This is a genomic window from Streptococcus sp. HMSC077D04 (genome assembly GCF_001808785.1).
Taxonomy (GTDB): Bacteria; Bacillota; Bacilli; order Lactobacillales; family Streptococcaceae; genus Streptococcus; species Streptococcus mitis_BX.
This window is the reverse complement of record NZ_KV794547.1, coordinates 85327-107709: the sequence shown is the minus strand read 5'-3', so window position 1 is coordinate 107709 and position 22383 is coordinate 85327. Positions and strand designations below refer to the sequence as shown.

Here is a 22383-nt window from a genome sequence, read left to right as displayed (position 1 = left end):
TGAGGAGGGCTTAGTTTATGGTAAAATGGTTTTATGAATAAAAGAATGAATGAGTTAGTCGCCTTGCTCAATCGCTATGCGACTGAGTACTATACCAGCGATAATCCATCGGTTTCAGACAGTGAGTATGACCGTCTTTACCGTGAGTTGGTTGAGTTGGAGGCTGCCAATCCAGATCAAGTGTTAGCAGATAGTCCTACCCATCGTGTTGGTGGCAAGGTTTTAGATGGTTTTGAAAAATACAGTCATCAGTATCCTCTTTATAGTTTGCAGGATGCTTTTTCACGTGAGGAGCTTGAAGCTTTTGACGCACGTGTTCGTAAGGAAGTGGCTCATCCAACCTATATTTGTGAGCTGAAAATCGATGGCTTGTCTATCTCGCTGACGTATGAAAAGGGGATTTTGGTTGCTGGGGCAACACGTGGAGATGGTTCTATTGGTGAAAATATAACAGAAAATCTCAAACGTGTTAAGGACATTCCTTTGACCTTGCCAGAAGAACTAGATATCACGGTTCGTGGGGAATGTTATATGCCACGCGCTTCTTTTGACCAGGTTAACCAAGCTCGCCAAGAAAATGGAGAGCCTGAATTTGCTAATCCTCGTAATGCAGCGGCAGGAACACTGCGTCAGCTGGATACAGCAGTAGTTGCCAAGCGTAATCTTGCCACTTTCCTCTATCAAGAAGCTAGCCCTTCAACTCGTGATAGTCAAGAAAAGGTTTTGAAGCACCTAGAACAACTAGGTTTTGTGGTCAATCCTAAGCGAATTCTGGCTAAAAACATAGATGAAATCTGGAATTTTATCCAAAAAGTAGGAGAGGAACGGGACAATCTGCCTTATGATATCGATGGGGTGGTGATTAAGGTCAACGACCTAGCAGGTCAAGAAGAACTCGGCTTTACTGTTAAGGCTCCAAAGTGGGCAGTGGCTTACAAGTTCCCAGCTGAAGAAAAAGAAGCACAACTCTTATCAGTTGATTGGACAGTTGGCCGTACGGGTGTTGTGACTCCAACTGCAAATCTGAATCCTGTTCAGCTTGCTGGGACAACTGTTAGCCGTGCGACTCTGCACAATGTGGATTATATTGCTGAAAAAGATATCCGCAAAGACGATACGGTTATCGTCTATAAGGCTGGAGATATCATCCCTGCTGTTTTACGTGTGGTAGAGTCAAAACGGGTTTCTGAAGAAAAACTGGATATCCCTACAAACTGTCCAAGTTGTGACTCTGATTTGTTGCACTTTGAAGAGGAAGTGGCCCTTCGTTGTATCAATCCGCGTTGCCCTGCTCAAATCATGGAAGGTTTGATTCACTTTGCTTCTCGTGATGCTATGAATATTACAGGCCTTGGTCCATCTATTGTTGAGAAGCTCTTTGCTGCTAATTTAGTCAAGGATGTGGCGGATATTTATCGTTTGAAAGAAGAAGATTTCCTCCTTTTAGAGGGGGTTAAGGAAAAGTCTGCTTCTAAACTGTATCAAGCTATCCAAGCATCAAAGGAAAATTCTGCCGAGAAGCTCTTATTTGGTTTGGGAATTCGCCATGTCGGAAGCAAGGCCAGTCAGCTCTTACTTCAACATTTTCATTCAATCGAAAATCTGGCCCAAGCAAATCCAGAGGAAGTGGCTAGTATTGAGAGTTTGGGTGGTGTGATTGCCAAGAGTCTCCAGACTTATTTTGCGACAGAAGGCTCTGAAATTCTCCTCAGAGAATTGAGAGAAGCTGAGGTCAATCTGGACTATAAAGGACAGACGGTAGTAGCGGATGCAGCCTTGTCAGGTTTGACCGTGGTATTGACTGGAAAATTGGAACGACTCAAGCGCTCAGAAGCTAAAAGTAAACTCGAAAGTCTGGGTGCAAAAGTAACAGGCAGTGTTTCTAAAAAGACCGACCTTGTTGTTGCAGGAGCAGATGCTGGAAGTAAACTTCAAAAAGCACAAGAACTTGGTATCGAAGTTCGAGATGAAGCTTGGCTAGAAAGTCTGTAATGATCGTTTAAAAACAGAGTTTAGATAGTATGACAATGCTTGTTAATCAGTACAAAATCGGTAAAGAATTTATTAGTGAAATAGAAAGAAAATAGAAGTAAAAAGGAAAAATAAACAATGTATAACTACCCTATGCGCATTCATTACCATCGCAAGAATGGAGAATACGATACTTGCTCTTTTGTAAAAAGTCAGGACCAGCGGATTGATTTGCTGACCTACAAAGAAGATTATTTTGGTGCCTTATTTAGTTTTGAACACCCAAGTTCTCATGCCTTAGAAAGCTTGAATTTTGTGGTTCATACTGGTCAAACCAGTAAAGAATATGCTATCCGTTTTAATCATTATCCCCTCTTAACAGAGGTCTGGATTTTGGAAGGGGATGATAGGATTTATTACTCTGAAAATCCTGCTATTGCAAGTCCTTTCTATAAAAATCAAAATCCTTTTGCCTTTGACAAGGCTATTAATAGTGCCAGTTTTGACCATCATTGGGGTTACCAAGGGGAATTGGGGTACCGTGTAGAGGATAATCAAGCTCGTTTTGCCCTTTGGGCTCCAACAGCGACAGAAGTGCAGGTTGTCGTTTATGAATCAGCTGCTAACGATGCTCCTGTTTGGAAAACATTTGATATGGAGAGAGGCAATAGCTACTCCTATAATCATAAGGACAATACTATTGGTGTCTGGAGTTTGGATGTTGAGGAAGATTTGACTGGTAAGGCTTATCAGTATCAAGTCCAATTCCCTCACCACCAGACACTGACACGCGATCCTTATACTATCGCGACCAGTCCTGATGGCAAACGTTCAGTTATTCTGAGCCATGAAGAAAAGCAAGTTGAAAGCTTCGAGGTCAAGCACGGTTCTGAGGCTACTTGGCGTTTGACAAATCCATGTAAGGCAGTCATCTGTGAAATGCACATTCGTGATTTGACCAAATCTCCGACCTCAGGTGTAGATGAACATCTTCGAGGAACTTTCTTAGGTGCTGCTCAGACTGGAACAGTTAACCAGTATGGTCAGTCAACTGCTTTTGATTACATCAAGAAGCTGGGCTACAATTATGTTCAATTGCAACCAATTGCAGACCGTCACAAAGAATACGATGCGGATGGGAATGTAACCTACAACTGGGGTTATGATCCACAAAACTATAACGCACCAGAAACGAGCCTTTCAACAAACCCAGATGATCCCGCCCAGGTTATTCGTGATTTGAAGACCATGGTTCAAGCCTATCACGATGCTGGTATTGGTGTCATTATGGATGTGGTCTATAACCATACCTTCTCAGTTGTTGATGCACCTTTTCAAACAACTGTCCCTGATTACTATTATCGTATGAATCCAGACGGTACCTTCCAGAATGGAACGGGTGTTGGAAATGAAACAGCCAGTGAACACGAAATGTTCCGCAAGTATATGATTGATTCTCTTCTATACTGGGTGCAGGAATACAATATTGACGGCTTCCGTTTTGATTTGATGGGGATTCATGATGTTAAGACCATGCAGATGATTCGTCAGAGCTTGGATGAAATTGACCCTAACATTATCCTTTATGGAGAAGGTTGGGATATGGGAACAGGTCTTGCACCTTATGATAAGGCTAAGAAAGACAATGCCTACCAGATGCCAAATATCAGTTTCTTTAACGACAATCAGCGTGATGCTGTCAAAGGTGGAGAAGTTTATGGTTCTATCAAATCTGGTTTTGTTAGTGGTGCTGCTACGGAGCCAATTCTAGCTAAAGCAATCCTAGGAAGTCGTGAATTATGCACCTATACACATCCAAATCAGGTGCTTAACTATGTAGAGGCTCATGACAATTACAATCTTCACGATTTGTTGGCAACCCTACATCCAGACCAAAGTTCAGAGCAAATCATGCGCAAGGTTGAGACAGCCACAGCTATGAACCTACTCATGCAAGGGATGGCCTTTATGGAAATCGGTCAAGAATTTGGTCGTACCAAACTGGTTGCGACTGGTGAAAATGGTGAGCTGACCCATGATGATAGAGAACGTGCTATGAATAGCTATAACGCTCCTGACAGTGTGAACCAAGTCAACTGGGACTTGATTAATGAGCGTCAAGATAGTATTGAGTTTATCCGTCAGATGATTCGATTGAAGACAGAAAGCAGTGCCTTTTCTTACCCAACTTATGATGAGATTTACCATCATGTTTTTGTTCATTCAGCCCATGAACATAGTGGTTGGATTGTCTATGAGATTCAAGGGGAAGAACATTTACTGATTGTATTTAATGCTAAAGGGCAAAACTTCCAGTTTGAAAATGCTGGAAATCTAGAACTATTGGTGACCAATAGCCATTTAAGTGATAAAGACATGGTTGGTGGCGTCAGTGCCAGCGTCTTTAAAGTTTTGTAGAATAGATTTACAATTTAGATTCATTTGTGGTGTTTATCTGTTAATAAAATCAGGAGATTCGTTTCCTGATTTATTTTTTTACTTTAAATTATATTTTTGTTAGCTAAATGACGAACTTTATGATAGTATTATAAAAAAACAATTCGTTTTCAAAGCATTTCTGAAAATTTCTTGATTTACAAGTGAACACATCAGTGAATTTGTTGAAGACTTTCAAAAGATTTTTTTGCAAATTCCGTAATTTACTTGAATCTTCCCTAAAAAGGTAGTATAATAAATCTATAGAAAACGCTTACAGAAATAGGAGGGTGTATGGATAAGAAAAAAGCTTTAAAAACCTTTATGACAGGTGAAAATTTTCACCTCCAGCACTATCTGGGAGCTCATAGGGAAGAAAAAAATGGAGAGTATGGCTATACTTTTCGTGTGTGGGCGCCTAATGCTCAGGCTGTTCACTTAGTAGGGGATTTCACCAATTGGGTTGAAAATCAAATTCCGATGGAACGGAATGAATTTGGAGTCTGGGAAGTCTTTACCAGTCTTGCTCAAGAAGGCCAAATTTATAAGTACAATATCACACGTGCAAATGGTCATCAGCTGATGAAGATTGACCCTTTGGCTGTACGATATGAGGCACGACCTGGTACTGGGGCTATTTTAACAGATATTCCAAAAAAGAAATGGAAGGATGGCCTCTGGCTAGCCCGTAGAAAACGCTTGAGCTTTGAAGAGCGTCCTGTCAATATTTATGAGGCTCATGCTGGCTCTTGGAAGAGAAATCCTGATGGCAGTCCCTATAGTTTTGCTCAATTGAAAGATGAACTCATTCCTTACTTGGTTGAGATGAATTATACTCACATTGAATTTATGCCCCTGATGTCTCACCCACTAGGTTTGAGTTGGGGCTATCAGCTTATGGGTTACTTTGCTTTAGAGCATGCCTATGGTCGTCCTGAAGAGTTTCAAGATTTTGTTGAGGAATGTCACTTAAACAATATAGGCGTTATTGTAGACTGGGTACCTGGTCACTTTACTATCAATGATGATGCCTTGGCCTATTATGATGGAACACCGACTTTTGAATACCAAGACCATAATAAGGCTCATAACTACGGTTGGGGAGCACTCAATTTTGACCTTGGAAAGAATGAAGTCCAGTCTTTCTTGATTTCTAGTATTAAGTTCTGGATTGATTTTTATCATTTAGATGGTATTCGCGTGGATGCGGTTAGCAACGTGCTCTATCTTGACTACGATGATGCTCCATGGACACCTAATAAAGATGGTGGCAATCTCAACTATGAGGGTTACTATTTCCTTCAACGCTTGAATGATGTGATTAAACTAGTTCATCCAGACGTTATGATGATAGCTGAGGAAAGTTCATCTGCTACTCAGATTACTGACACTAAGGATTCAGATGGTCTTGGGTTTGACTACAAATGGAATATGGGTTGGATGAATGACATCCTCCGTTTCTATGAAGAAGATCCGATTTATCGTAAATATGACTTTAACCTGGTGACTTTCAGCTTTATGTATGTCTTCAAGGAGAATTATCTCCTACCATTCTCACACGATGAAGTGGTTCATGGCAAGAAGAGTATGATGCACAAGATGTGGGGAGATCGTTATAATCAATTCGCAGGATTGCGTAATCTCTACACTTACCAAATTTGTCACCCAGGTAAAAAATTGCTCTTCATGGGTAGTGAATATGGGCAATTCCTAGAATGGAAATCTGAAGAACAGTTGGAATGGTCTAATCTAGAAGACCCAATGAATGCTAAGATGAAGTATTTCACTTCTCAGCTAAACCAGTTTTACAAAGACCACCGCTGTCTGTGGGAAATTGATACCAGCTATGATGGTATTGAAATCATCGATGCGGATAATCGAGACCAGAGTGTTCTTTCCTTCATCCGTAAGGGTAAGAAGGATGATATGTTAGTCTGTATCTTTAATATGGCACCTGTTGAACGAAAAGATTTTACAATCGGACTTCCTGTTGCAGGGATTTACGAAGAAGTCTGGAATACTGAGTTAGAAGAGTGGGGAGGCGTTTGGAAAGAACATAATCAAACTGTTCAAACGCAAGAAGGACTATGGAAAGATTATGAGCAGACCTTGACCTTTACCCTACCGGCTATGGGAGCAAGTGTTTGGAAAATCAAACGTCGCTTGAAATCTGCAAAAACCGTCACAAGTAAAAACCAAAAAGGAGTAGAAAATGAAGAATGAAATGTTAGCTTTGATTCTTGCTGGTGGGCAAGGAACTCGTCTCGGTAAACTCACTCAAAGCATCGCAAAACCAGCTGTGCAATTTGGTGGGCGCTACCGTATCATTGACTTTGCTCTTTCAAACTGTGCCAACTCAGGCATCAACAATGTTGGAGTCATTACACAGTACCAACCACTTGCTCTCAACAACCATATTGGGAATGGTTCAAGCTGGGGACTAGATGGTATCAATTCTGGTGTCTCTATTCTTCAACCTTATTCTGCAAGTGAAGGAAATCGTTGGTTTGAGGGGACTAGCCACGCTATTTACCAAAACATTGATTATATCGACAGTGTAAACCCTGAGTATGTTTTGATTCTATCTGGGGACCATATCTACAAAATGGATTATGATGATATGCTCCAGTCTCACAAGGATAATAATGCTAGTTTGACAGTAGCAGTTCTTGATGTTCCTCTTAAGGAAGCTAGCCGTTTTGGTATCATGAATACCGATGCCAACAATCGTATTGTTGAATTTGAAGAAAAACCAGCTCAACCTAAATCTACCAAAGCTTCTATGGGAATCTATATCTTTGATTGGCAACGTCTCCGCAATATGCTTGTTGCTGCTGAAAAGAGCAATGTCGATATGTCAGACTTCGGTAAAAATGTTATTCCAAACTACCTTGAGTCAGGTGAAAGTGTCTATGCCTATGAATTTAATGGTTACTGGAAAGACGTTGGTACAATTGAGTCTCTTTGGGAAGCGAACATGGAGTATATTTCTCCAGAAAATGCCTTAGATAGCCGTAACCGTCAATGGAAGATTTACTCAAGAAACTTAATTTCACCACCAAACTTCCTTGGGGCAAATGCTCATGTGGAAGATTCCTTGGTTGTCGATGGCTGTTTCGTAGATGGAACTGTTAAACATTCTATCCTCTCAACAGGTGCGCAAGTTCGCGAAGGGGCAGAAGTAGTAGATTCAGTTATCATGAGTGGTGCAATTGTCGGTCAGGGAGCTAAAATCAAACGTGCCATTATTGGTGAAGGTGCAGTTATTTCTGATGGTGTCGAAATTGATGGGACAGAAGAAGTACAGGTTGTAGGATATGATGAAGTAGTGGGGGGTAGCAACAGATGAAGATTGATAAATATTCTGCCATTTTAGGAAACACAGTTGGTTTTCATGATATGTCAACACTGACAGACCATCGTCCAGTGGCTAGTTTGCCTTTCGGTGGTAAATATCGCTTGATCGACTTCCCACTTTCAAGTCTTGCTAATGCTGGTGTCCGTAGTATCTTTGGTATTTTCCAACAAGATAATATTAGCTCAGTCTTTGACCATATCCGTTCAGGACGTGAATGGGGCTTGTCAACCCTTCTAAGTCACTATTATCTAGGTATTTACAATACCCGTGTGGAAAGTAGTACAGTTGGAAAAGAATACTACCAACAGCTTCTTACTTATTTGAAACGTTCTGGCTCAAACCAAACAGTTTCACTTAACTGTGATGTTTTGATTAATATTGATTTGAACCAAGTTTTCCATCTACATAGTACAACAAAAGGGCCTATCACTGTAGTTTATAAAAAACTATCTAAGAAAGACATTTCAGAAGTAAACGCAATCTTGGAAGTGGATGAAACAGACCATGTTCGTTCTCACAAACTCTTTGATAGTAAATCAACAGATGAAGTTTACAATATGTCGACAGATATCTTTGTCGTTGATACACCGTGGTTGATTGAACGCTTAGAAGAAGAAGCTAAGAAAGAACATCCAGAGAAATTGCGTTATGTTTTACGGGATTTGGCGGCAAAAGAAGGGGCTTTTGCCTACGAGTACACAGGTTATCTGGCAAATATTCATTCTGTAGAGTCTTATTACCAAGCTAACAAAGATATGCTTGAATCACAAAAATTCTACTCTCTCTTCTCACCAAATCAAAAGATTTATACAAAGGTCAAAAACGAAGAGCCAACTTATTATGATAATACATCTAAGGTAAGCACTTCTCAGTTTGCTTCTGGTAGTATTATTGAAGGTCAAGTGGCTAATTCTGTTTTATCACGTAATATTCATGTCCATAAGGATAGCTTGGTTCAAGATAGCATCTTATTCCCTCGTGTTGTTATTGGAGAAGGTGCTCAGGTAGAATATGCTATCTTGGATAAGGGTGTTGAAGTTGCGGACGGAGTTGTGATCCGTGGAACTGCAGAACATCCAGTCGTCGTTAAGAAAGGTAGCAAAGTAACAGAGGATATTCATTCATGAAAATTTTATTTGTAGCAGCTGAGGGTGCACCCTTTTCAAAAACAGGTGGTTTGGGAGACGTCATTGGCGCTCTTCCTAAATCACTAGTAAAAGCGGGACACGAAGTTGCAGTAATTTTACCCTATTATGACATGGTAGAGGCTAAATTTGGAAATCAGATTGAAGATGTTCTTCATTTTGAGGTGAGTGTTGGTTGGCGCAGACAGTATTGTGGAATTAAGAAAACAGTATTAAATGGTGTAACCTTCTACTTTATTGACAACCAATACTATTTCTTCCGAGGCCATGTTTACGGTGATTTTGATGACGGAGAACGCTTTGCCTTTTTCCAACTTGCTGCCATTGAGGCTATGGAAAGGATTGACTTTATTCCTGATCTTCTCCATGTTCATGACTACCATACAGCTATGATTCCTTTCTTGTTGAAGGAAAAATACCGTTGGATTCAAGCCTATGAGGGCATTAAAACAGTTTTAACCATTCATAATTTGGAATTCCAAGGACAATTTTCAGAAGGAATGTTATGGGATTTGTTTGGAGTTGGCTTTGAGCGTTATGCTGATGGCACCCTTCGATGGAACAACTGTCTGAACTGGATGAAGGCAGGTATTCTCTATGCGGATCGTGTTTCAACCGTTTCGCCTAGCTATGCTCATGAAATTATGACCAGTCAGTTCGGATGTAACTTGGATCAGATTCTTAGAATGGAATCTGGCAAGGTATCTGGTATCTTGAATGGGATTGATGCTGATCTTTATAATCCTCAGACGGATGCTCTTTTAGACTATCATTTTAATCAGGAAGATTTGTCTGGAAAAGCCCAAAATAAGGCAAAATTGCAAGAGAGAGTAGGCTTGCCAGTTAGAGCTGACGTTCCACTGGTGGGAATTGTTTCTCGTTTGACACGTCAAAAAGGTTTTGATGTGGTGGTCGAAAGTCTGCACCATATCTTGCAAGAAGATGTTCAGATTGTTCTTTTGGGAACTGGCGATCCAGCCTTTGAAGGGGCTTTCTCATGGTTTGCTCAGATTTACCCAGACAAGCTATCAGCAAATATCACTTTTGATGTCAAACTAGCTCAAGAAATCTACGCTGCTTGTGATCTCTTCCTCATGCCAAGTCGTTTTGAACCATGTGGCTTGTCTCAAATGATGGCTATGCGTTACGGAACCTTGCCATTGGTTCATGAAGTTGGTGGCTTGCGAGATACCGTTCGCGCTTTCAATCCAATCGAGGGAAGCGGTACTGGCTTTAGCTTTGACAATCTATCTCCTTACTGGTTAAATTGGACTTTCCAAACAGCATTGGACTTGTATAGAAACCATCCTGATGTTTGGAGAAATCTACAAAAACAAGCTATGGAGTGTGATTTCTCATGGGATACAGCCTGCAAGTCATACCTTGACTTGTACCATAGTTTAGTTAATTAATAGATAAAATCGTATGATGACTTCATACGATTTTTGGGCTGTTTAGAGAGGAGAAGATATGTCTCAAGTAAAAGGTTTGTGTGTCATGGATGTTGATGGAACCTTAATCCTAGAAGAAGTGATTGATCTTTTGGGTAGAGAGGCAGGTCGTGAGGAGGAAATTTCGCTGATTACAAGTCGGGCAATGCGAGGAGAGTTAGACTTTGAAAGCAGTTTAAGAAAAAGAGTGTCCTTGCTGGAAGGTCTTCCTGTTTCGGTTTTTGATAAAGTCTTCAACTCTATTCATCTAACGCCAAATGCCCAGGAATTCATTTCCATTCTCCAAAAGAATGGTATCCTAGTTGGTCTACTGTCTGGTGGCTTTACACCAATAGTTGCGAGACTAGCAAAATCTCTTGGAATTGCCCATTTCTCTGCCAACCAACTTGAAGTCAAAGATGGTCTTTTAACTGGAAAATTGATTGGACAAATTATAAGTCCTGAGGTCAAAAAAGAGACTCTGGAAAAATGGAGAGAGGGACTAAAACTTCCTCAAGAAAGAACTGTTGCAATCGGAGATGGGGCAAATGACCTATTAATGTTGAAATCAGCAGGACTGGGAATCGCCTTTTGTGGCAAAGAAGTACTCAAAAAAGAAATACCACATCATGTTGACAAGAGGGATTTTTTAGAAGTTCTTCCCTTGATTGACTGTTTAGAATGAGGGAAAATATGAAGATTGTAATTGCACCAGATTCGTTTAAGGAAAGCTTGTCCGCTCAACAGGTAGCTGAAGCAATAAAAAGAGGCTTCCAACAATCGATAGCAGATGTAGACTGTCTCCTCTGCCCTGTTGGTGATGGTGGCGAAGGTACAGTAGATGCTATTCGGCATTCTATTGACCTTGAAGAAAAATGGATCAAAGTGACAGGACCTTTTGGACAAAAAGAAGCCATGCGCTATTTTCAAAAAGGGGGACTGGCGCTATTTGAAGTTGCCGACTTGGTTGGCCTTGGAAAGATTCCGCTAGAGAAACGAAATCCACTTCAAATCCAAACTTGTGGTATTGGAGAGTTGATTCGTCATCTCATTGCTCAAGGGATTAAAGATATCTATATCGGCGTTGGTGGTACGGCTAGTAATGACGGAGGAATTGGGATCGCTGCTGGATTGGGTTATCAATTTTATGATAAGGATGGAAATGTATTGCCTGCTTACGGTCAGTCCTTATTAAACTTAGCTTCTGTTTCAACAGAAAATCGCTATGAAATTCCTGAAGATGTGCAAATTCGTATTTTAGCAGATGTCGTGAGTCCCTTATGTGGTCCTCAAGGTGCGACCTACATTTTTGGAAAACAAAAAGGCCTAGATCCTACTATGTTTGCAGTCGTAGATCAGGCAATCCAAGATTTTTATGAAAAAGTCTCGCCTGCAACATTAGAAATTAAAGGAGCAGGAGCTGGTGGAGGAATTGCTGGCGGTTTGTGTGCCTTTGCTCAGGCAAATATCGTGTCTGGAATTGATAGCTGCTTGAACTTAATTAACTTTGATAAGAAAGTTTCACATGCTGACTTGGTTGTTGTAGGAGAAGGAAGGCTAGATAGTCAAAGCTTATCAGGTAAAGCGCCTATAGGCGTAGCAAAAAGAACCCCTGTCGGAGTTCCTGTCATTGCTATTTGTGGTAGTATTGCTGAGGATTTACCTCCCTTACCATTTGAGAATATCCAAGCAGCTTTTTCTATTTTGGAGAAAAGTGAACCTTTAGAAGATAGTTTGAAAAATGCCAGTCTCTATTTGGAGCACACGGCTGCCAATATAGGGCATTTATTAAATATGCGCAAGATCTAGCCAAACCATTTCTTCCAGATGGATGTTTTGGCTGGTTCTTCCTTTTTAACTTCCCAAAGTTTTGCAAAAGCAAGTCGAAGGTCCTTTTCTTCTACTTGTACTGGTGCATTGCTATGGATAATCAGACCAAAAGGAGAAGAAGTATGCTCTTCAGATACAATAGTAGCTTGACTATCAGTTTCTTTAGCTTCTTTTAAGTAGAAAACTTGCTTGTCAAATTCGATATTTGGTGAAATCTTCACAAATAGTGGTTCTGCTTTTTCCTGAAGATTTTCTAAAATAGATAAAAAGCCTTTTTCTAACTGAGGGCTATTTGCTGTGTCAATATCTGCATATCCAAGAACTCTTTCCTCAAAAGTGCCAAGATAGCGTCTTTGCTCATCTGGATTTAATTTTGGGCCACCATGAGCTTTTTCAAGTAATTGTTTTGATAAATCTGTCATAAAAACAGTATATCATAAAAGTTAGAATAAAACAGACAAAAGAAAGCGATTACTTTATAAAGTTAAGGAAAATTTGCACAAAGATAACGTTTTTTCTTGAAAAAGGAGGGGTTTTAAGGTATTATAGAGGTGTAAAAAATTTAACTCATAAGGAGAGTAAAAAATGTCAATTATTACTGATGTTTACGCTCGCGAAGTCCTAGACTCACGCGGTAACCCAACACTTGAAGTAGAAGTTTACACTGAATCAGGTGCTTTCGGACGTGGTATGGTTCCATCAGGAGCTTCTACTGGTGAACACGAAGCAGTTGAACTTCGCGACGGTGACAAATCTCGTTACGGTGGTCTTGGTACACAAAAAGCTGTTGACAACGTAAACAACATCATTGCTGAAGCTATCATCGGCTACGATGTACGTGACCAACAAGCTATCGACCGTGCTATGATCGCACTTGACGGTACTCCTAACAAAGGTAAATTGGGTGCAAACGCAATCCTTGGTGTGTCTATCGCTGTAGCTCGTGCTGCTGCTGACTACCTTGAAATCCCACTTTACAGCTACCTTGGTGGATTCAACACTAAAGTTCTTCCAACTCCAATGATGAACATCATCAACGGTGGTTCTCACTCTGACGCTCCAATCGCTTTCCAAGAGTTCATGATCTTGCCAGTTGGTGCGCCAACATTTAAAGAAGCTCTTCGTTACGGTGCTGAAATCTTCCACGCTCTTAAGAAAATCCTTAAATCACGTGGTTTGGAAACTGCCGTAGGTGACGAAGGTGGATTCGCTCCTCGTTTCGAAGGAACTGAAGACGGTGTTGAAACTATCCTTGCTGCGATTGAAGCTGCTGGATATGTTCCAGGTAAAGACGTATTTATCGGATTTGACTGTGCTTCATCAGAATTCTACGATAAAGAACGTAAAGTTTATGACTACACTAAATTTGAAGGTGAAGGCGCTGCTGTTCGTACATCTGCAGAACAAATCGACTACCTTGAAGAATTGGTTAACAAATACCCAATCATCACTATCGAAGATGGTATGGATGAAAACGACTGGGATGGATGGAAAGCTCTTACTGAACGTCTTGGTAAGAAAGTTCAATTGGTTGGTGACGACTTCTTCGTAACAAACACTGACTACCTTGCACGTGGTATCCAAGAAGGTGCTGCTAACTCAATCCTTATCAAAGTTAACCAAATCGGTACTCTTACTGAAACTTTTGAAGCTATCGAAATGGCGAAAGAAGCTGGTTACACTGCCGTTGTATCACACCGTTCAGGTGAAACTGAAGATTCAACAATCGCTGACATCGCAGTTGCAACTAACGCAGGACAAATCAAGACTGGTTCACTTTCACGTACAGACCGTATCGCTAAATACAACCAATTGCTTCGCATCGAAGACCAACTTGGTGAAGTGGCAGAATACCGTGGATTGAAATCATTCTACAACCTTAAAAAATAAAATAGTTCAGTGAACTATTTTATCCCGAACCTTGAAATTCAAAAGTTCGGCCGTTGATTTAACAACGTTTTAAGCCCCTCGGATTTTATCCGAAGGGCTATTTTTGTATTTAGGGGGCAAAAAGGGGGCAGTGTTTATGGTATAATAGACAAAAATACGTGAATTAGAAAGAAATTATGTCTAAAGAAATTGATATTGAGTATTACCACCAGCTAGCCTTGCAAAAGCAAAAGGAGCACCGTAAAATTTTAGCCAATTTAAAGAAAAAACCACCAAAAAATCTGGATAAGATAGCCCAACAGATTCACCAAGAAGTTTTTGCGGAGATTGATTGCACTGCCTGTGCCAACTGTTGCAAGACATTGGGACCCGACTTCAAGGAAGCAGACATCACTCGTATTGCTAAGTACTTTAAGATGAAATTACCTGCTTTTGAAGCGGAGTTTCTGCAGGTAGACGAAGATGGTGATAAGGTTTTTAAATCCATGCCTTGTCCCTTTCTAGGAGGAGATAATCTATGTTCCATCTATGATGTTCGTCCAAAGGCCTGTCGTGAATTTCCTCATACAGACCGCAAAAAGATCCATCAAATCAACCATTTGACAATTAAGAATACCTTGACTTGTCCAGCAGCCTATCTCTTTGTTGAGAAATTAAAGGATAAGTTATAGAGATTTAAAGGATAAAAAATCTCTAATAATAACTAGAGATATGAAGGGAGAACTCTGTGCCTAGACCTAAAACAAAAGAGGAGCTAGTGCTGGCCTCTAAGGAAAACTATGAAAAGCTTAATCGTTTCATCTCCCAACTAAGTGAAGATGAGCTACAGACTCCATTTGATTTTTCAAGAGACCCAAAGAAAAAAGAAGCTCACTGGAAAAGGGATAAAAATCTGAGGGATGTCTTGATCCATCTTTATGAATGGCAGCAGTTACTTTTGACTTGGGTACATTCTAATCAAAAAGATCACGAAAGACCTTTTCTCCCTGAACCTTATAATTGGAAAACTTATGGAGAAATGAATGTCGCTTTTTGGAAGAAGCACCAGAAAACCTCCTTAGAAGAAGCGACTAGACTCCTAGAACAATCACATAGGGAGGTTTTAGAGTTGATAGAAGTTTTTAGCAATGACGAACTCTTTACCAAAGGTGTCTATAAGTGGACGGGAGGGACAAGTCTGGGTTCCTACTTTGTTAGTAGCACGTCAAGTCATTATGACTGGGCTCTGAAAAAACTCAAAGCACATCAGAAAAATTGCAAGAGCAACTAGATGAATTGATAATGAAGTTTAGAAAAGGTTCTTCTAAGCTTCGAATAGCTTTATTCTCGTGATTTTTGAGCTATTCTAGCTTTAGAATCCTTCAAAAATTAAAATTTAAGGCAATCAATGGCTTAGAATAGTGCGAAAACATTTAGTTTATAGGAATTCTAGGTCTAGAATTACATAGATATTTATGAAATTACGGTGTTCGATAGTCAGGATTGTTCTATTCTGAAAGATTTGGGCTGTCAATCTTCTAGAATAGTAGTTTGCCAATGAATTTTGTTGAAAGATTCCTTACCATGCAACGTTAAAGAGGAGAAATCTTATGAAACTCGTATCATCAAATAATTATGCTGCTATTGAGTAAGAAGAGATGAGGTGTCTTGATGGGAGATTATCTCTACATAAAGACGGGGAATGTTACAGTAAACGTAGCTACTGCTTATTTTATGGGAGATCCAATATGTTTAAACTAAGTGATAAAGCCAGAATAATATTTGCTATTATAGGAGCAAGTTCCATATTAGTCAGCATGTATCTTATTCCTCTTATTAAAACTGAGAATAAATTTTGGGAAATAATTTTATTTATATTAGGTGTATTACTAATTGGAATTTCATTACTTATTCCAAAAAAATAAATTTTGGAATAGTATTAGTGAGTAGGTAATCATTTCTTAATAGGATTTTTTAATGCTATTGATGAATGGGATGGAAAAAGTGACAATAAATTAAGAACAGGATGATAGTATTAGGATGGTTATTTTAATTTTGATGGTTGTGGTATTTCTGTATTATGTAATTACAGAGTATTATCAGAATAGTTATATTGACTGTATACTATTTTTAACATTGCTGATTTCTCATTTGATATGGGATTACTATTTTTTACCCATTGACATTTTAGTGGCATTAAGTGGAGTAAATTTGTTGTCAAGATTTTTCAAAAAAAAGAGAAGTCAATAGAGTTGTTAGTGGACTATAAAGATGAAAGGTAAAATGGGGATATTTAAAATGAAACATTTTTTTGCAGGAATTGGTGAGATAAGATTTAGTAATTATCTATTGTCTCTATGTGTAGGACTAGCTCCTCTTTTTCATATCTATGTAATAGGCTCTGAAATGAATTTTGTGAAAATAGTGTTATCTATTTTGGGAATTATATTTGTTTGTATTTTAACTATTGCTCGAATTTATAGAAGATTTTTCTATAATAAAAATAAACTTGACTAGAATAGTATGGATTAGTTAATCAATTGGCTCGATTATTCTTTGTGATACTATACCACTTTTAAGTTTTTACATTAAACAGCTGGCTGAAGTGAAAGTTGTTTATCTTAGAAAGGAAAACTCTCAAATTGTCCTACAAATTTCTACTTTTCGACCTCGACCACACCTTGCTTGATTTTGATGCTGCTGAGGATGTGGCTTTGACACAACTCCTAAAAGAAGAAGGGGTTACAGATATTCAGGCTTATAAAGACTATTACGTTCCTATGAACAAGGCTCTCTGGAAGGACTTGGAGCTGAAGAAAATCAGTAAACAGGAGCTGGTTAACACGCGCTTTTCTCGTTTATTTGGTCATTTTGGACAGGAAAAAGACGGTAGTTTTCTAGCCCAGCGTTACCAATTTTACCTCGCTCAACAGGGACAAACTTTTTCAGGCGCCCATGAACTCTTAGACAACCTCATTGAGCGAGATTATGAGCTATATGCTGCGACAAATGGGATTACTGCCATTCAGACGGGACGTTTGGCTCAATCGGGTCTGGCACCTTATTTCAATCAAGTTTTTATCTCTGAACAGCTGCAAACACAAAAGCCTGATGCTCTCTTTTATGAAAAAATCGGTCAGCAGATTGAAGGTTTTAGCAAAGAAGAGACGCTGATGATTGGAGATTCCCTAACCGCCGACATTCAGGGTGGCAATAATGCTGGAATTGACACTATCTGGTACAATCCTCATCACCTCGAAAATCACACACTAGCCCAGCCGACTTACGAAGTTCATTCTTACCAAGACTTGCTGGATTGCTTAGATAAACTGTAAAAAGTGGTTTCCATAGCCACTTTTTGCTATAATAGAGGCAGTAAAAATGAAGGAGTCGGCTATGGAACACTCGTCTTGGCATGCTTTGATTAAGGCGCAATTACCTGAGGGTTATTTTGGGAAAATCAATCAGTTTATGGAGCAGGTCTATGCTCAGGGTACTGTTTATCCGCCCAAGGAAAAGGTTTTTCAAGCTCTCTTGACAACACCGCTTGAAGAAGTTAAGGTGGTTATTCTAGGGCAAGATCCCTATCACGGGCCAGGTCAAGCGCAGGGCTTGAGTTTTTCTGTACCTGACTCTATCCCAGCTCCGCCATCCTTGCAAAATATCTTGCAAGAATTGTCAGATGATATCGGGGTTAAGAAATCTCATGATTTGACAGCTTGGGCTGAGCAAGGAGTCTTGCTACTTAATGCTTGTTTGACTGTTCCTGCTGGACGGGCCAATGGTCATGCTGGTCAGATATGGGAGCCTTTTACGGATGCTGTGATTCAGGTGGTCAATCATCTAGATAGACCAGTCGTTTTTGTTCTCTGGGGAGCTTATGCACGCAAGAAGAAGGCCTTAGTTACCAATCCTCATCACTTGATTATCGAATCAGCTCATCCCAGTCCTTTGTCGGTTTATAGAGGATTTTGGGGTTCCAAGCCTTTTTCCAAGGCCAATGCATTCTTAAAAGAGACAGGACAAGAGCCAATCGATTGGCTTAGATAAGGAGAAAATATGCCTCAGTTAGCGACCATTTGCTACATTGATAACGGGAAAGAACTGCTCATGCTCCACCGTAATAAGAAACCCAATGATGTTCATGAAGGTAAATGGATTGGTGTGGGTGGTAAACTAGAGCGAGGAGAGACACCTCAGGAATGTGCAGCGCGTGAAATCCTCGAAGAAACAGGGCTCAAAGCCAAGCCAGTTCTAAAAGGTGTTATCACTTTTCCTGAATTTACACCTGATTTAGACTGGTATACCTATGTTTTTAAAGTGACGGAGTTTGAGGGCGACTTGATTGATTGCAACGAGGGGACGCTAGAATGGGTTCCTTATGATGAGGTTTTGAGCAAGCCAACTTGGGAAGGTGACCATACCTTTGTTGAGTGGCTTTTAGAGGATAAACCCTTCTTTTCAGCCAAGTTTGTTTATGATGGGGATAAATTGTTGGATACCCAAGTTGATTTCTATGAATAAAGGAGAAAGCAGATGCTACTAATCAAAAATGGTCGTGTAATGGATCCCAAGTCTGGTTTGGATCAAGTTTGTGATGTCTTAGTTCAAGATGGGAAAATTATCAAAATTGCGCCTGAGATTAAAGAAGAAGGAGCAGAGATAATTGATGCTACTGGTCTTGTAGTTGCTCCTGGCTTGGTCGATATTCATGTTCATTTCCGTGAACCTGGTCAGACCCACAAGGAGGATATCCATACTGGTGCCTTAGCAGCCACCGCAGGTGGTTTTACAACTGTTGTCATGATGGCTAATACCAGTCCAACCATTTCAGACGTGGAGACTTTGCAAGAAGTTCTCCAGTCAGCTGCCAAGGAGAAGATTAATGTTAAGACGGTTGCGACCATTACTAAAAATTTTAATGGGCAAGATTTGACTGACTTTAAGGCACTTTTAGAAGCTGGAGCTGTTGGTTTTTCTGATGACGGTATTCCGCTTGAAAGCAGTAAAGTGGTAAAAGAAGCCATGGAGGAAGCCAAAAAGCTTAATACCTTTATTAGTCTTCATGAGGAAGATCCAGGATTGAACGGTGTTCTTGGCTTTAACGAAAATATTGCTAAAGAGCATTTCCATATTTGCGGTGCGACTGGAGTGGCTGAGTATGCTATGATGGCGCGTGATGTCATGATTGCCTATGCAACCAAAGCCCATGTTCATATTCAGCATTTGTCTAAGGAAGAAAGTGTTAAAGTAGTGGAGTTTGCTCAAAGATTGGGAGCGCAAGTCACAGCAGAAGTAGCGCCACAGCATTTCTCTAAGACCGAAGCGCTCCTTTTGACACAAGGAAGCAATGCTAAGATGAATCCTCCACTTCGTTTGGAATCAGATCGTCGTGCTGTGATTGAAGGTCTCAAGTCAGGTGTCATCACAGTTATTGCGACAGACCACGCGCCTCATCATGCCGATGAAAAAAATGTCGAAGATATTACCAAAGCGCCATCTGGTATGACTGGCTTAGAAACCTCTCTGTCTCTCGGTTTAACTTATTTGGTGGAAGCTGGTGAGTTGAGCTTGATGGAATTACTTGAAAAAATGACATACAACCCATCCAAGCTTTACAACTTTGAAGCAGGTTACCTGGCTGAGAATGGTCCAGCGGACATCACTATTTTTGATGCTAAGGCTGACCGCCTTGTGGACTCCCATTTTGCTTCGAAAGCAGCTAATTCACCATTCATCGGTGAAACTTTAAAAGGGCAGGTTAAATATACCATCTGTAAGGGACAAATTGTCTATCAAAACTAGGTGGGAGTCTGCTCTGTAAACAAAAAGAATAGAGAGCTTATATGTACCAGACCCATCATTTTAAAGACAAGTTTATCTTATTTTTAAAGATATTTTTCCCTATCCTGATTTATCAATTTGCCAATTATTCTGCATCCTTTGTTGATACGACTATGACAGGTCAATACAATACTATGGACTTGGCTGGTGTGTCTATGGCAACCAGTATCTGGAATCCTTTCTTTACTTTCCTAACAGGGATTGTTTCAGCTTTGGTGCCCATCATTGGTCACCATCTTGGTCGAGGCAAAAAGGAAGAAGTTGCATCCGATTTTTACCAGTTCATCTATTTGGCCTTGGGTCTATCTGTGGTCTTGCTGGGGATGGTGCTTTTCTTGGCACCACCAATCTTGAATCATATTGGACTAGAAGCACCGGTGGCGGCAGTAGCGGTTCGCTATCTTTGGTTTTTATCTATCGGAATTATCCCCCTGTTACTTTTTAGTGTCATTCGTTCCTTGCTGGATTCGCTGGGCTTGACCAAACTGTCCATGTATCTCATGCTTTTGTTACTCCCTCTCAATAGCGGGTTTAACTATCTCTTGATTTACGGTGCCTTTGGTGTTCCAGAACTGGGAGGTGCTGGTGCTGGTTTAGGTACTTCCTTGGCCTACTGGGTCTTGCTTGGGATTTCTGTTTTGGTTCTATTTAAACAGGAGAAGCTCAAAGCCCTACATCTTGAGAAACGCATTCCGCTTAATATGGATAAAATTAAGGAAGGAGTTCGCTTAGGTCTGCCTATTGGGGGAACTGTCTTTGCGGAAGTGGCTATCTTTTCCGTGGTTGGTTTGATTATGGCTAAGTTCTCGTCCTTGATTATTGCTAGTCACCAGTCAGCTATGAATTTTTCATCTCTCATGTATGCCTTTCCAATGAGTATCTCATCGGCTATGGCTATTGTCGTTTCCTATGAAGTGGGAGCCAAGCGATTTGATGATGCGAAAACCTATATTGGTTTAGGAAGATGGACTGCCCTCATTTTTGCGGCCTTCACCTTATCTTTCCTTTACATTTTTAGGGGAAATGTGGCCAGTGTTTATGGGAACGACCCAGAATTCATCAATTTGACAGCGCGCTTTTTAACTTATAGTCTTTTCTTTCAGTTAGCAGATACCTTTGCGGCACCGCTTCAGGGAATTTTGAGGGGTTATAAGGATACCGTTATTCCTTTTTACCTTGGTTTGGTTGGTTATTGGGGCGTAGCAATCCCAGTGGCTATTGTATTTGATTCCCTAACAGATTTTGGAGCTTATTCTTACTGGATCGGCTTGATTATTAGTTTGATTGTGAGTGGGGTTCTCTACCGTTGGCGTTTAACTGTGATTATGAAGAGATTTGAATCTTTAGAAAAATCTAAACGCTAAAAAGTTTGTGAAAAAATATTCTTGATAAGAAAATCCCTTATTCCTATGGGGTTTTCTTTTTTAATTTGTGAAATTTTCTTTAGAAAAACTTTGACAGTATTTGCTAAAAACGGTAAAATAGTAAGGTAAGAAGAAAGTTAGAAAGGCAAGAAGATGTCAATTTTAGATAAAAATCTTTTGCTAGAGATGTTCCGTAAGATGGAAGAAATCCGTCGTATGGACTTAAAAATTGCGCAATTAGTAAAGAAAGGGAAAGTGCCAGGAATGACGCACTTTTCTGTTGGAGAAGAGGCGGCTAACGTGGGTGCTATGTTGGCTCTCAATCCAGATGATCTAATTACCTCAAACCACCGTGGTCACGGACAAGCTATTGCCAAAGGAATTGACCTCAACGGAATGATGGCTGAAATCCTCGGTAAATATACTGGAACCTGTAAAGGTAAAGGTGGTTCTATGCATATCGCTGACCTTGATGCTGGTAACCTTGGTGCCAATGGTATCGTAGGTGGTGGTATGGGAATCGCTGTTGGTGCAGCCCTCAGTCAGCAGATGCAACATACTGGAAAAATCGTTGTCTGCTTCTTTGGAGATGGTGCGACCAACGAAGGTGTTTTCCACGAAGCAGTGAACATGGCTTCTATCTGGAACCTGCCAGTCATTTTCTATTGCATTAACAACGGTTACGGTATCTCTGCGGATATCAAGAAAATGACTAATGTAGAACATATCCATCAACGTAGCGCCGCTTATGGAATTCCTGGAATGTTCATCGAAGACGGTAACAATGTCATCGATGTCTATGAAGGATTTAAGAAAGCTGTAGACCATGTTCGCAGTGGTAATGGTCCAGTCTTGATTGAAAGTGTTACTTATCGCTGGCTTGGTCACTCATCATCTGACCCTGGTAAATATCGTACCCGTGAAGAAGTGGAGTTGTGGAAACAAAAAGACCCGATCGAAAATCTTCGCAAGTACCTCATTGAAAACACTATTGCAAGTGCCGAAGAATTGGAAGAAATCCAAGCGCAAGTTAAGGAAGCAGTAGAAGCTTCTGTTAAATTTGCTGAGGAAAGTCCATTCCCACCGCTTGAATCAGCATTTGAAGATATTTACGCAGACTAAGGAGAAAGAGATAA

General features: G+C 40.2%; 20 protein-coding genes and 1 pseudogene. 20 read left to right on the top strand and 1 reads right to left on the bottom strand.

All coding sequences use genetic code 11. The annotated features are described in order from the left end of the window. Positions 1-33 precede the first annotated feature (33 nt). From ligA to HMPREF2701_RS07520, 8 genes and pseudogenes are all read left to right on the top strand, one after another. A complete protein-coding gene (ligA, locus tag HMPREF2701_RS07555; protein WP_070482634.1) occupies positions 34-1992 on the top strand; it encodes an NAD-dependent DNA ligase LigA in 1959 nt (652 codons plus the stop codon). A 117-nt stretch (positions 1993-2109) separates the two neighbouring features. Then, on the top strand, positions 2110-4389 hold the full coding sequence (pulA, locus tag HMPREF2701_RS07550) for a type I pullulanase (RefSeq protein ID WP_070482632.1): 2280 nt from the start codon (positions 2110-2112) through the stop codon (positions 4387-4389). A gap of 312 nt (positions 4390-4701) precedes the next feature. Beyond that, positions 4702-6630: a 1,4-alpha-glucan branching protein GlgB gene (glgB, locus tag HMPREF2701_RS07545; RefSeq protein WP_070482630.1), complete on the top strand. Its 1929-nt coding sequence runs from the start codon at positions 4702-4704 to the stop codon at positions 6628-6630. Next, a pseudogene (locus HMPREF2701_RS07540) lies at positions 6620-7763 on the top strand (glucose-1-phosphate adenylyltransferase). The gene glgB and the pseudogene HMPREF2701_RS07540 overlap by 11 nt, the downstream one beginning before the upstream one ends. Then, positions 7753-8892, top strand: coding sequence for a glucose-1-phosphate adenylyltransferase subunit GlgD (gene glgD, locus HMPREF2701_RS07535; RefSeq protein WP_061589747.1), 1140 nt, complete (start codon positions 7753-7755; stop codon positions 8890-8892). The pseudogene HMPREF2701_RS07540 and the gene glgD overlap by 11 nt, the downstream one beginning before the upstream one ends. Continuing rightward, positions 8889-10322 carry a glycogen synthase GlgA gene (gene glgA, locus HMPREF2701_RS07530; RefSeq protein ID WP_070482628.1) on the top strand — a complete coding sequence of 478 codons (1434 nt, stop codon included), beginning with the start codon at positions 8889-8891 and terminating at the stop codon, positions 10320-10322. Before glgD ends, glgA begins: the two co-directional genes overlap by 4 nt. A gap of 58 nt (positions 10323-10380) precedes the next feature. Then, a complete protein-coding gene (serB, locus tag HMPREF2701_RS07525; RefSeq protein ID WP_070482626.1) occupies positions 10381-11025 on the top strand; it encodes a phosphoserine phosphatase SerB in 645 nt (214 codons plus the stop codon). A gap of 8 nt (positions 11026-11033) precedes the next feature. Next, positions 11034-12149: a glycerate kinase gene (locus tag HMPREF2701_RS07520; protein WP_070482624.1), complete on the top strand. Its 1116-nt coding sequence runs from the start codon at positions 11034-11036 to the stop codon at positions 12147-12149. Here HMPREF2701_RS07520 and HMPREF2701_RS07515 read toward each other — a convergent pair. Continuing rightward, on the bottom strand, positions 12146-12592 hold the full coding sequence (locus HMPREF2701_RS07515; protein WP_004260276.1) for a YueI family protein: 447 nt from the start codon (positions 12590-12592) through the stop codon (positions 12146-12148). The two genes, HMPREF2701_RS07520 and HMPREF2701_RS07515, sit on opposite strands and share 4 nt — an antisense overlap. Before the next feature lie 163 nt (positions 12593-12755). Between HMPREF2701_RS07515 and eno the strand changes: the two genes are divergently transcribed. The 12 genes from eno (at position 12756) to HMPREF2701_RS07460 (ending at position 22369) form a co-directional block, all read left to right on the top strand. Beyond that, the gene (gene eno, locus HMPREF2701_RS07510) at positions 12756-14060 is read left to right on the top strand and encodes a surface-displayed alpha-enolase (RefSeq protein WP_000022813.1); all 1305 of its coding nucleotides are present in this window, start codon (positions 12756-12758) and stop codon (positions 14058-14060) included. A 176-nt stretch (positions 14061-14236) separates the two neighbouring features. After that, positions 14237-14731 (top strand): YkgJ family cysteine cluster protein, encoded by a 495-nt coding sequence (locus HMPREF2701_RS07505; protein WP_070482622.1) that lies wholly within the window; start codon positions 14237-14239, stop codon positions 14729-14731. A gap of 56 nt (positions 14732-14787) precedes the next feature. Further along, positions 14788-15330, top strand: a complete 543-nt coding sequence (locus HMPREF2701_RS07500; protein WP_070482620.1) for a ClbS/DfsB family four-helix bundle protein — start codon at positions 14788-14790, stop codon at positions 15328-15330. Between the two features lie 457 nt (positions 15331-15787). Continuing rightward, positions 15788-15964, top strand: coding sequence for a hypothetical protein (locus HMPREF2701_RS11260; RefSeq protein ID WP_162837226.1), 177 nt, complete (start codon positions 15788-15790; stop codon positions 15962-15964). A gap of 115 nt (positions 15965-16079) precedes the next feature. Continuing rightward, positions 16080-16289 (top strand): hypothetical protein, encoded by a 210-nt coding sequence (locus tag HMPREF2701_RS11550; RefSeq protein WP_049487206.1) that lies wholly within the window; start codon positions 16080-16082, stop codon positions 16287-16289. A gap of 48 nt (positions 16290-16337) precedes the next feature. Further along, a complete protein-coding gene (locus HMPREF2701_RS11545; RefSeq protein WP_045612552.1) occupies positions 16338-16556 on the top strand; it encodes a hypothetical protein in 219 nt (72 codons plus the stop codon). 125 nt (positions 16557-16681) lie between these two features. Next, positions 16682-17374, top strand: coding sequence for a pyrimidine 5'-nucleotidase PynA (locus tag HMPREF2701_RS07485; protein WP_049487205.1), 693 nt, complete (start codon positions 16682-16684; stop codon positions 17372-17374). A gap of 61 nt (positions 17375-17435) precedes the next feature. Continuing rightward, positions 17436-18089 (top strand): uracil-DNA glycosylase, encoded by a 654-nt coding sequence (locus HMPREF2701_RS07480; RefSeq protein ID WP_049487204.1) that lies wholly within the window; start codon positions 17436-17438, stop codon positions 18087-18089. Between the two features lie 9 nt (positions 18090-18098). Continuing rightward, positions 18099-18563 (top strand): NUDIX hydrolase, encoded by a 465-nt coding sequence (locus tag HMPREF2701_RS07475; RefSeq protein WP_001135768.1) that lies wholly within the window; start codon positions 18099-18101, stop codon positions 18561-18563. Between the two features lie 12 nt (positions 18564-18575). Continuing rightward, positions 18576-19844, top strand: coding sequence for a dihydroorotase (locus HMPREF2701_RS07470; protein WP_070482618.1), 1269 nt, complete (start codon positions 18576-18578; stop codon positions 19842-19844). A gap of 41 nt (positions 19845-19885) precedes the next feature. Then, a complete protein-coding gene (gene pdrM, locus HMPREF2701_RS07465; protein ID WP_070482616.1) occupies positions 19886-21247 on the top strand; it encodes a sodium-coupled multidrug efflux MATE transporter PdrM in 1362 nt (453 codons plus the stop codon). Positions 21248-21400: 153 nt separating this feature from the next. Next, positions 21401-22369: a thiamine pyrophosphate-dependent dehydrogenase E1 component subunit alpha gene (locus HMPREF2701_RS07460; protein ID WP_045606762.1), complete on the top strand. Its 969-nt coding sequence runs from the start codon at positions 21401-21403 to the stop codon at positions 22367-22369. The last annotated feature ends 14 nt before the right edge of the window (positions 22370-22383 follow it).

What these genes read in the sequence shown, in the direction of transcription:
- ligA (WP_070482634.1), top strand. Translation starts at nt 34, where the DNA reads ATGAATAAAAGAATGAATGAGTTAGTCGCCTTGCTCAATCGCTATGCG.
- pulA (WP_070482632.1), top strand. Translation starts at nt 2,110, where the DNA reads ATGTATAACTACCCTATGCGCATTCATTACCATCGCAAGAATGGAGAA.
- glgB (WP_070482630.1), top strand. Translation starts at nt 4,702, where the DNA reads ATGGATAAGAAAAAAGCTTTAAAAACCTTTATGACAGGTGAAAATTTT.
- glgD (WP_061589747.1), top strand. Translation starts at nt 7,753, where the DNA reads ATGAAGATTGATAAATATTCTGCCATTTTAGGAAACACAGTTGGTTTT.
- glgA (WP_070482628.1), top strand. Translation starts at nt 8,889, where the DNA reads ATGAAAATTTTATTTGTAGCAGCTGAGGGTGCACCCTTTTCAAAAACA.
- serB (WP_070482626.1), top strand. Translation starts at nt 10,381, where the DNA reads ATGTCTCAAGTAAAAGGTTTGTGTGTCATGGATGTTGATGGAACCTTA.
- HMPREF2701_RS07520 (WP_070482624.1), top strand. Translation starts at nt 11,034, where the DNA reads ATGAAGATTGTAATTGCACCAGATTCGTTTAAGGAAAGCTTGTCCGCT.
- HMPREF2701_RS07515 (WP_004260276.1), bottom strand. Translation starts at nt 12,592, where the DNA reads ATGACAGATTTATCAAAACAATTACTTGAAAAAGCTCATGGTGGCCCA.
- eno (WP_000022813.1), top strand. Translation starts at nt 12,756, where the DNA reads ATGTCAATTATTACTGATGTTTACGCTCGCGAAGTCCTAGACTCACGC.
- HMPREF2701_RS07505 (WP_070482622.1), top strand. Translation starts at nt 14,237, where the DNA reads ATGTCTAAAGAAATTGATATTGAGTATTACCACCAGCTAGCCTTGCAA.
- HMPREF2701_RS11260 (WP_162837226.1), top strand. Translation starts at nt 15,788, where the DNA reads ATGTTTAAACTAAGTGATAAAGCCAGAATAATATTTGCTATTATAGGA.
- HMPREF2701_RS11550 (WP_049487206.1), top strand. Translation starts at nt 16,080, where the DNA reads ATGGTTATTTTAATTTTGATGGTTGTGGTATTTCTGTATTATGTAATT.
- HMPREF2701_RS11545 (WP_045612552.1), top strand. Translation starts at nt 16,338, where the DNA reads ATGAAACATTTTTTTGCAGGAATTGGTGAGATAAGATTTAGTAATTAT.
- HMPREF2701_RS07480 (WP_049487204.1), top strand. Translation starts at nt 17,436, where the DNA reads ATGGAACACTCGTCTTGGCATGCTTTGATTAAGGCGCAATTACCTGAG.
- HMPREF2701_RS07475 (WP_001135768.1), top strand. Translation starts at nt 18,099, where the DNA reads ATGCCTCAGTTAGCGACCATTTGCTACATTGATAACGGGAAAGAACTG.
- HMPREF2701_RS07470 (WP_070482618.1), top strand. Translation starts at nt 18,576, where the DNA reads ATGCTACTAATCAAAAATGGTCGTGTAATGGATCCCAAGTCTGGTTTG.
- pdrM (WP_070482616.1), top strand. Translation starts at nt 19,886, where the DNA reads ATGTACCAGACCCATCATTTTAAAGACAAGTTTATCTTATTTTTAAAG.
- HMPREF2701_RS07460 (WP_045606762.1), top strand. Translation starts at nt 21,401, where the DNA reads ATGTCAATTTTAGATAAAAATCTTTTGCTAGAGATGTTCCGTAAGATG.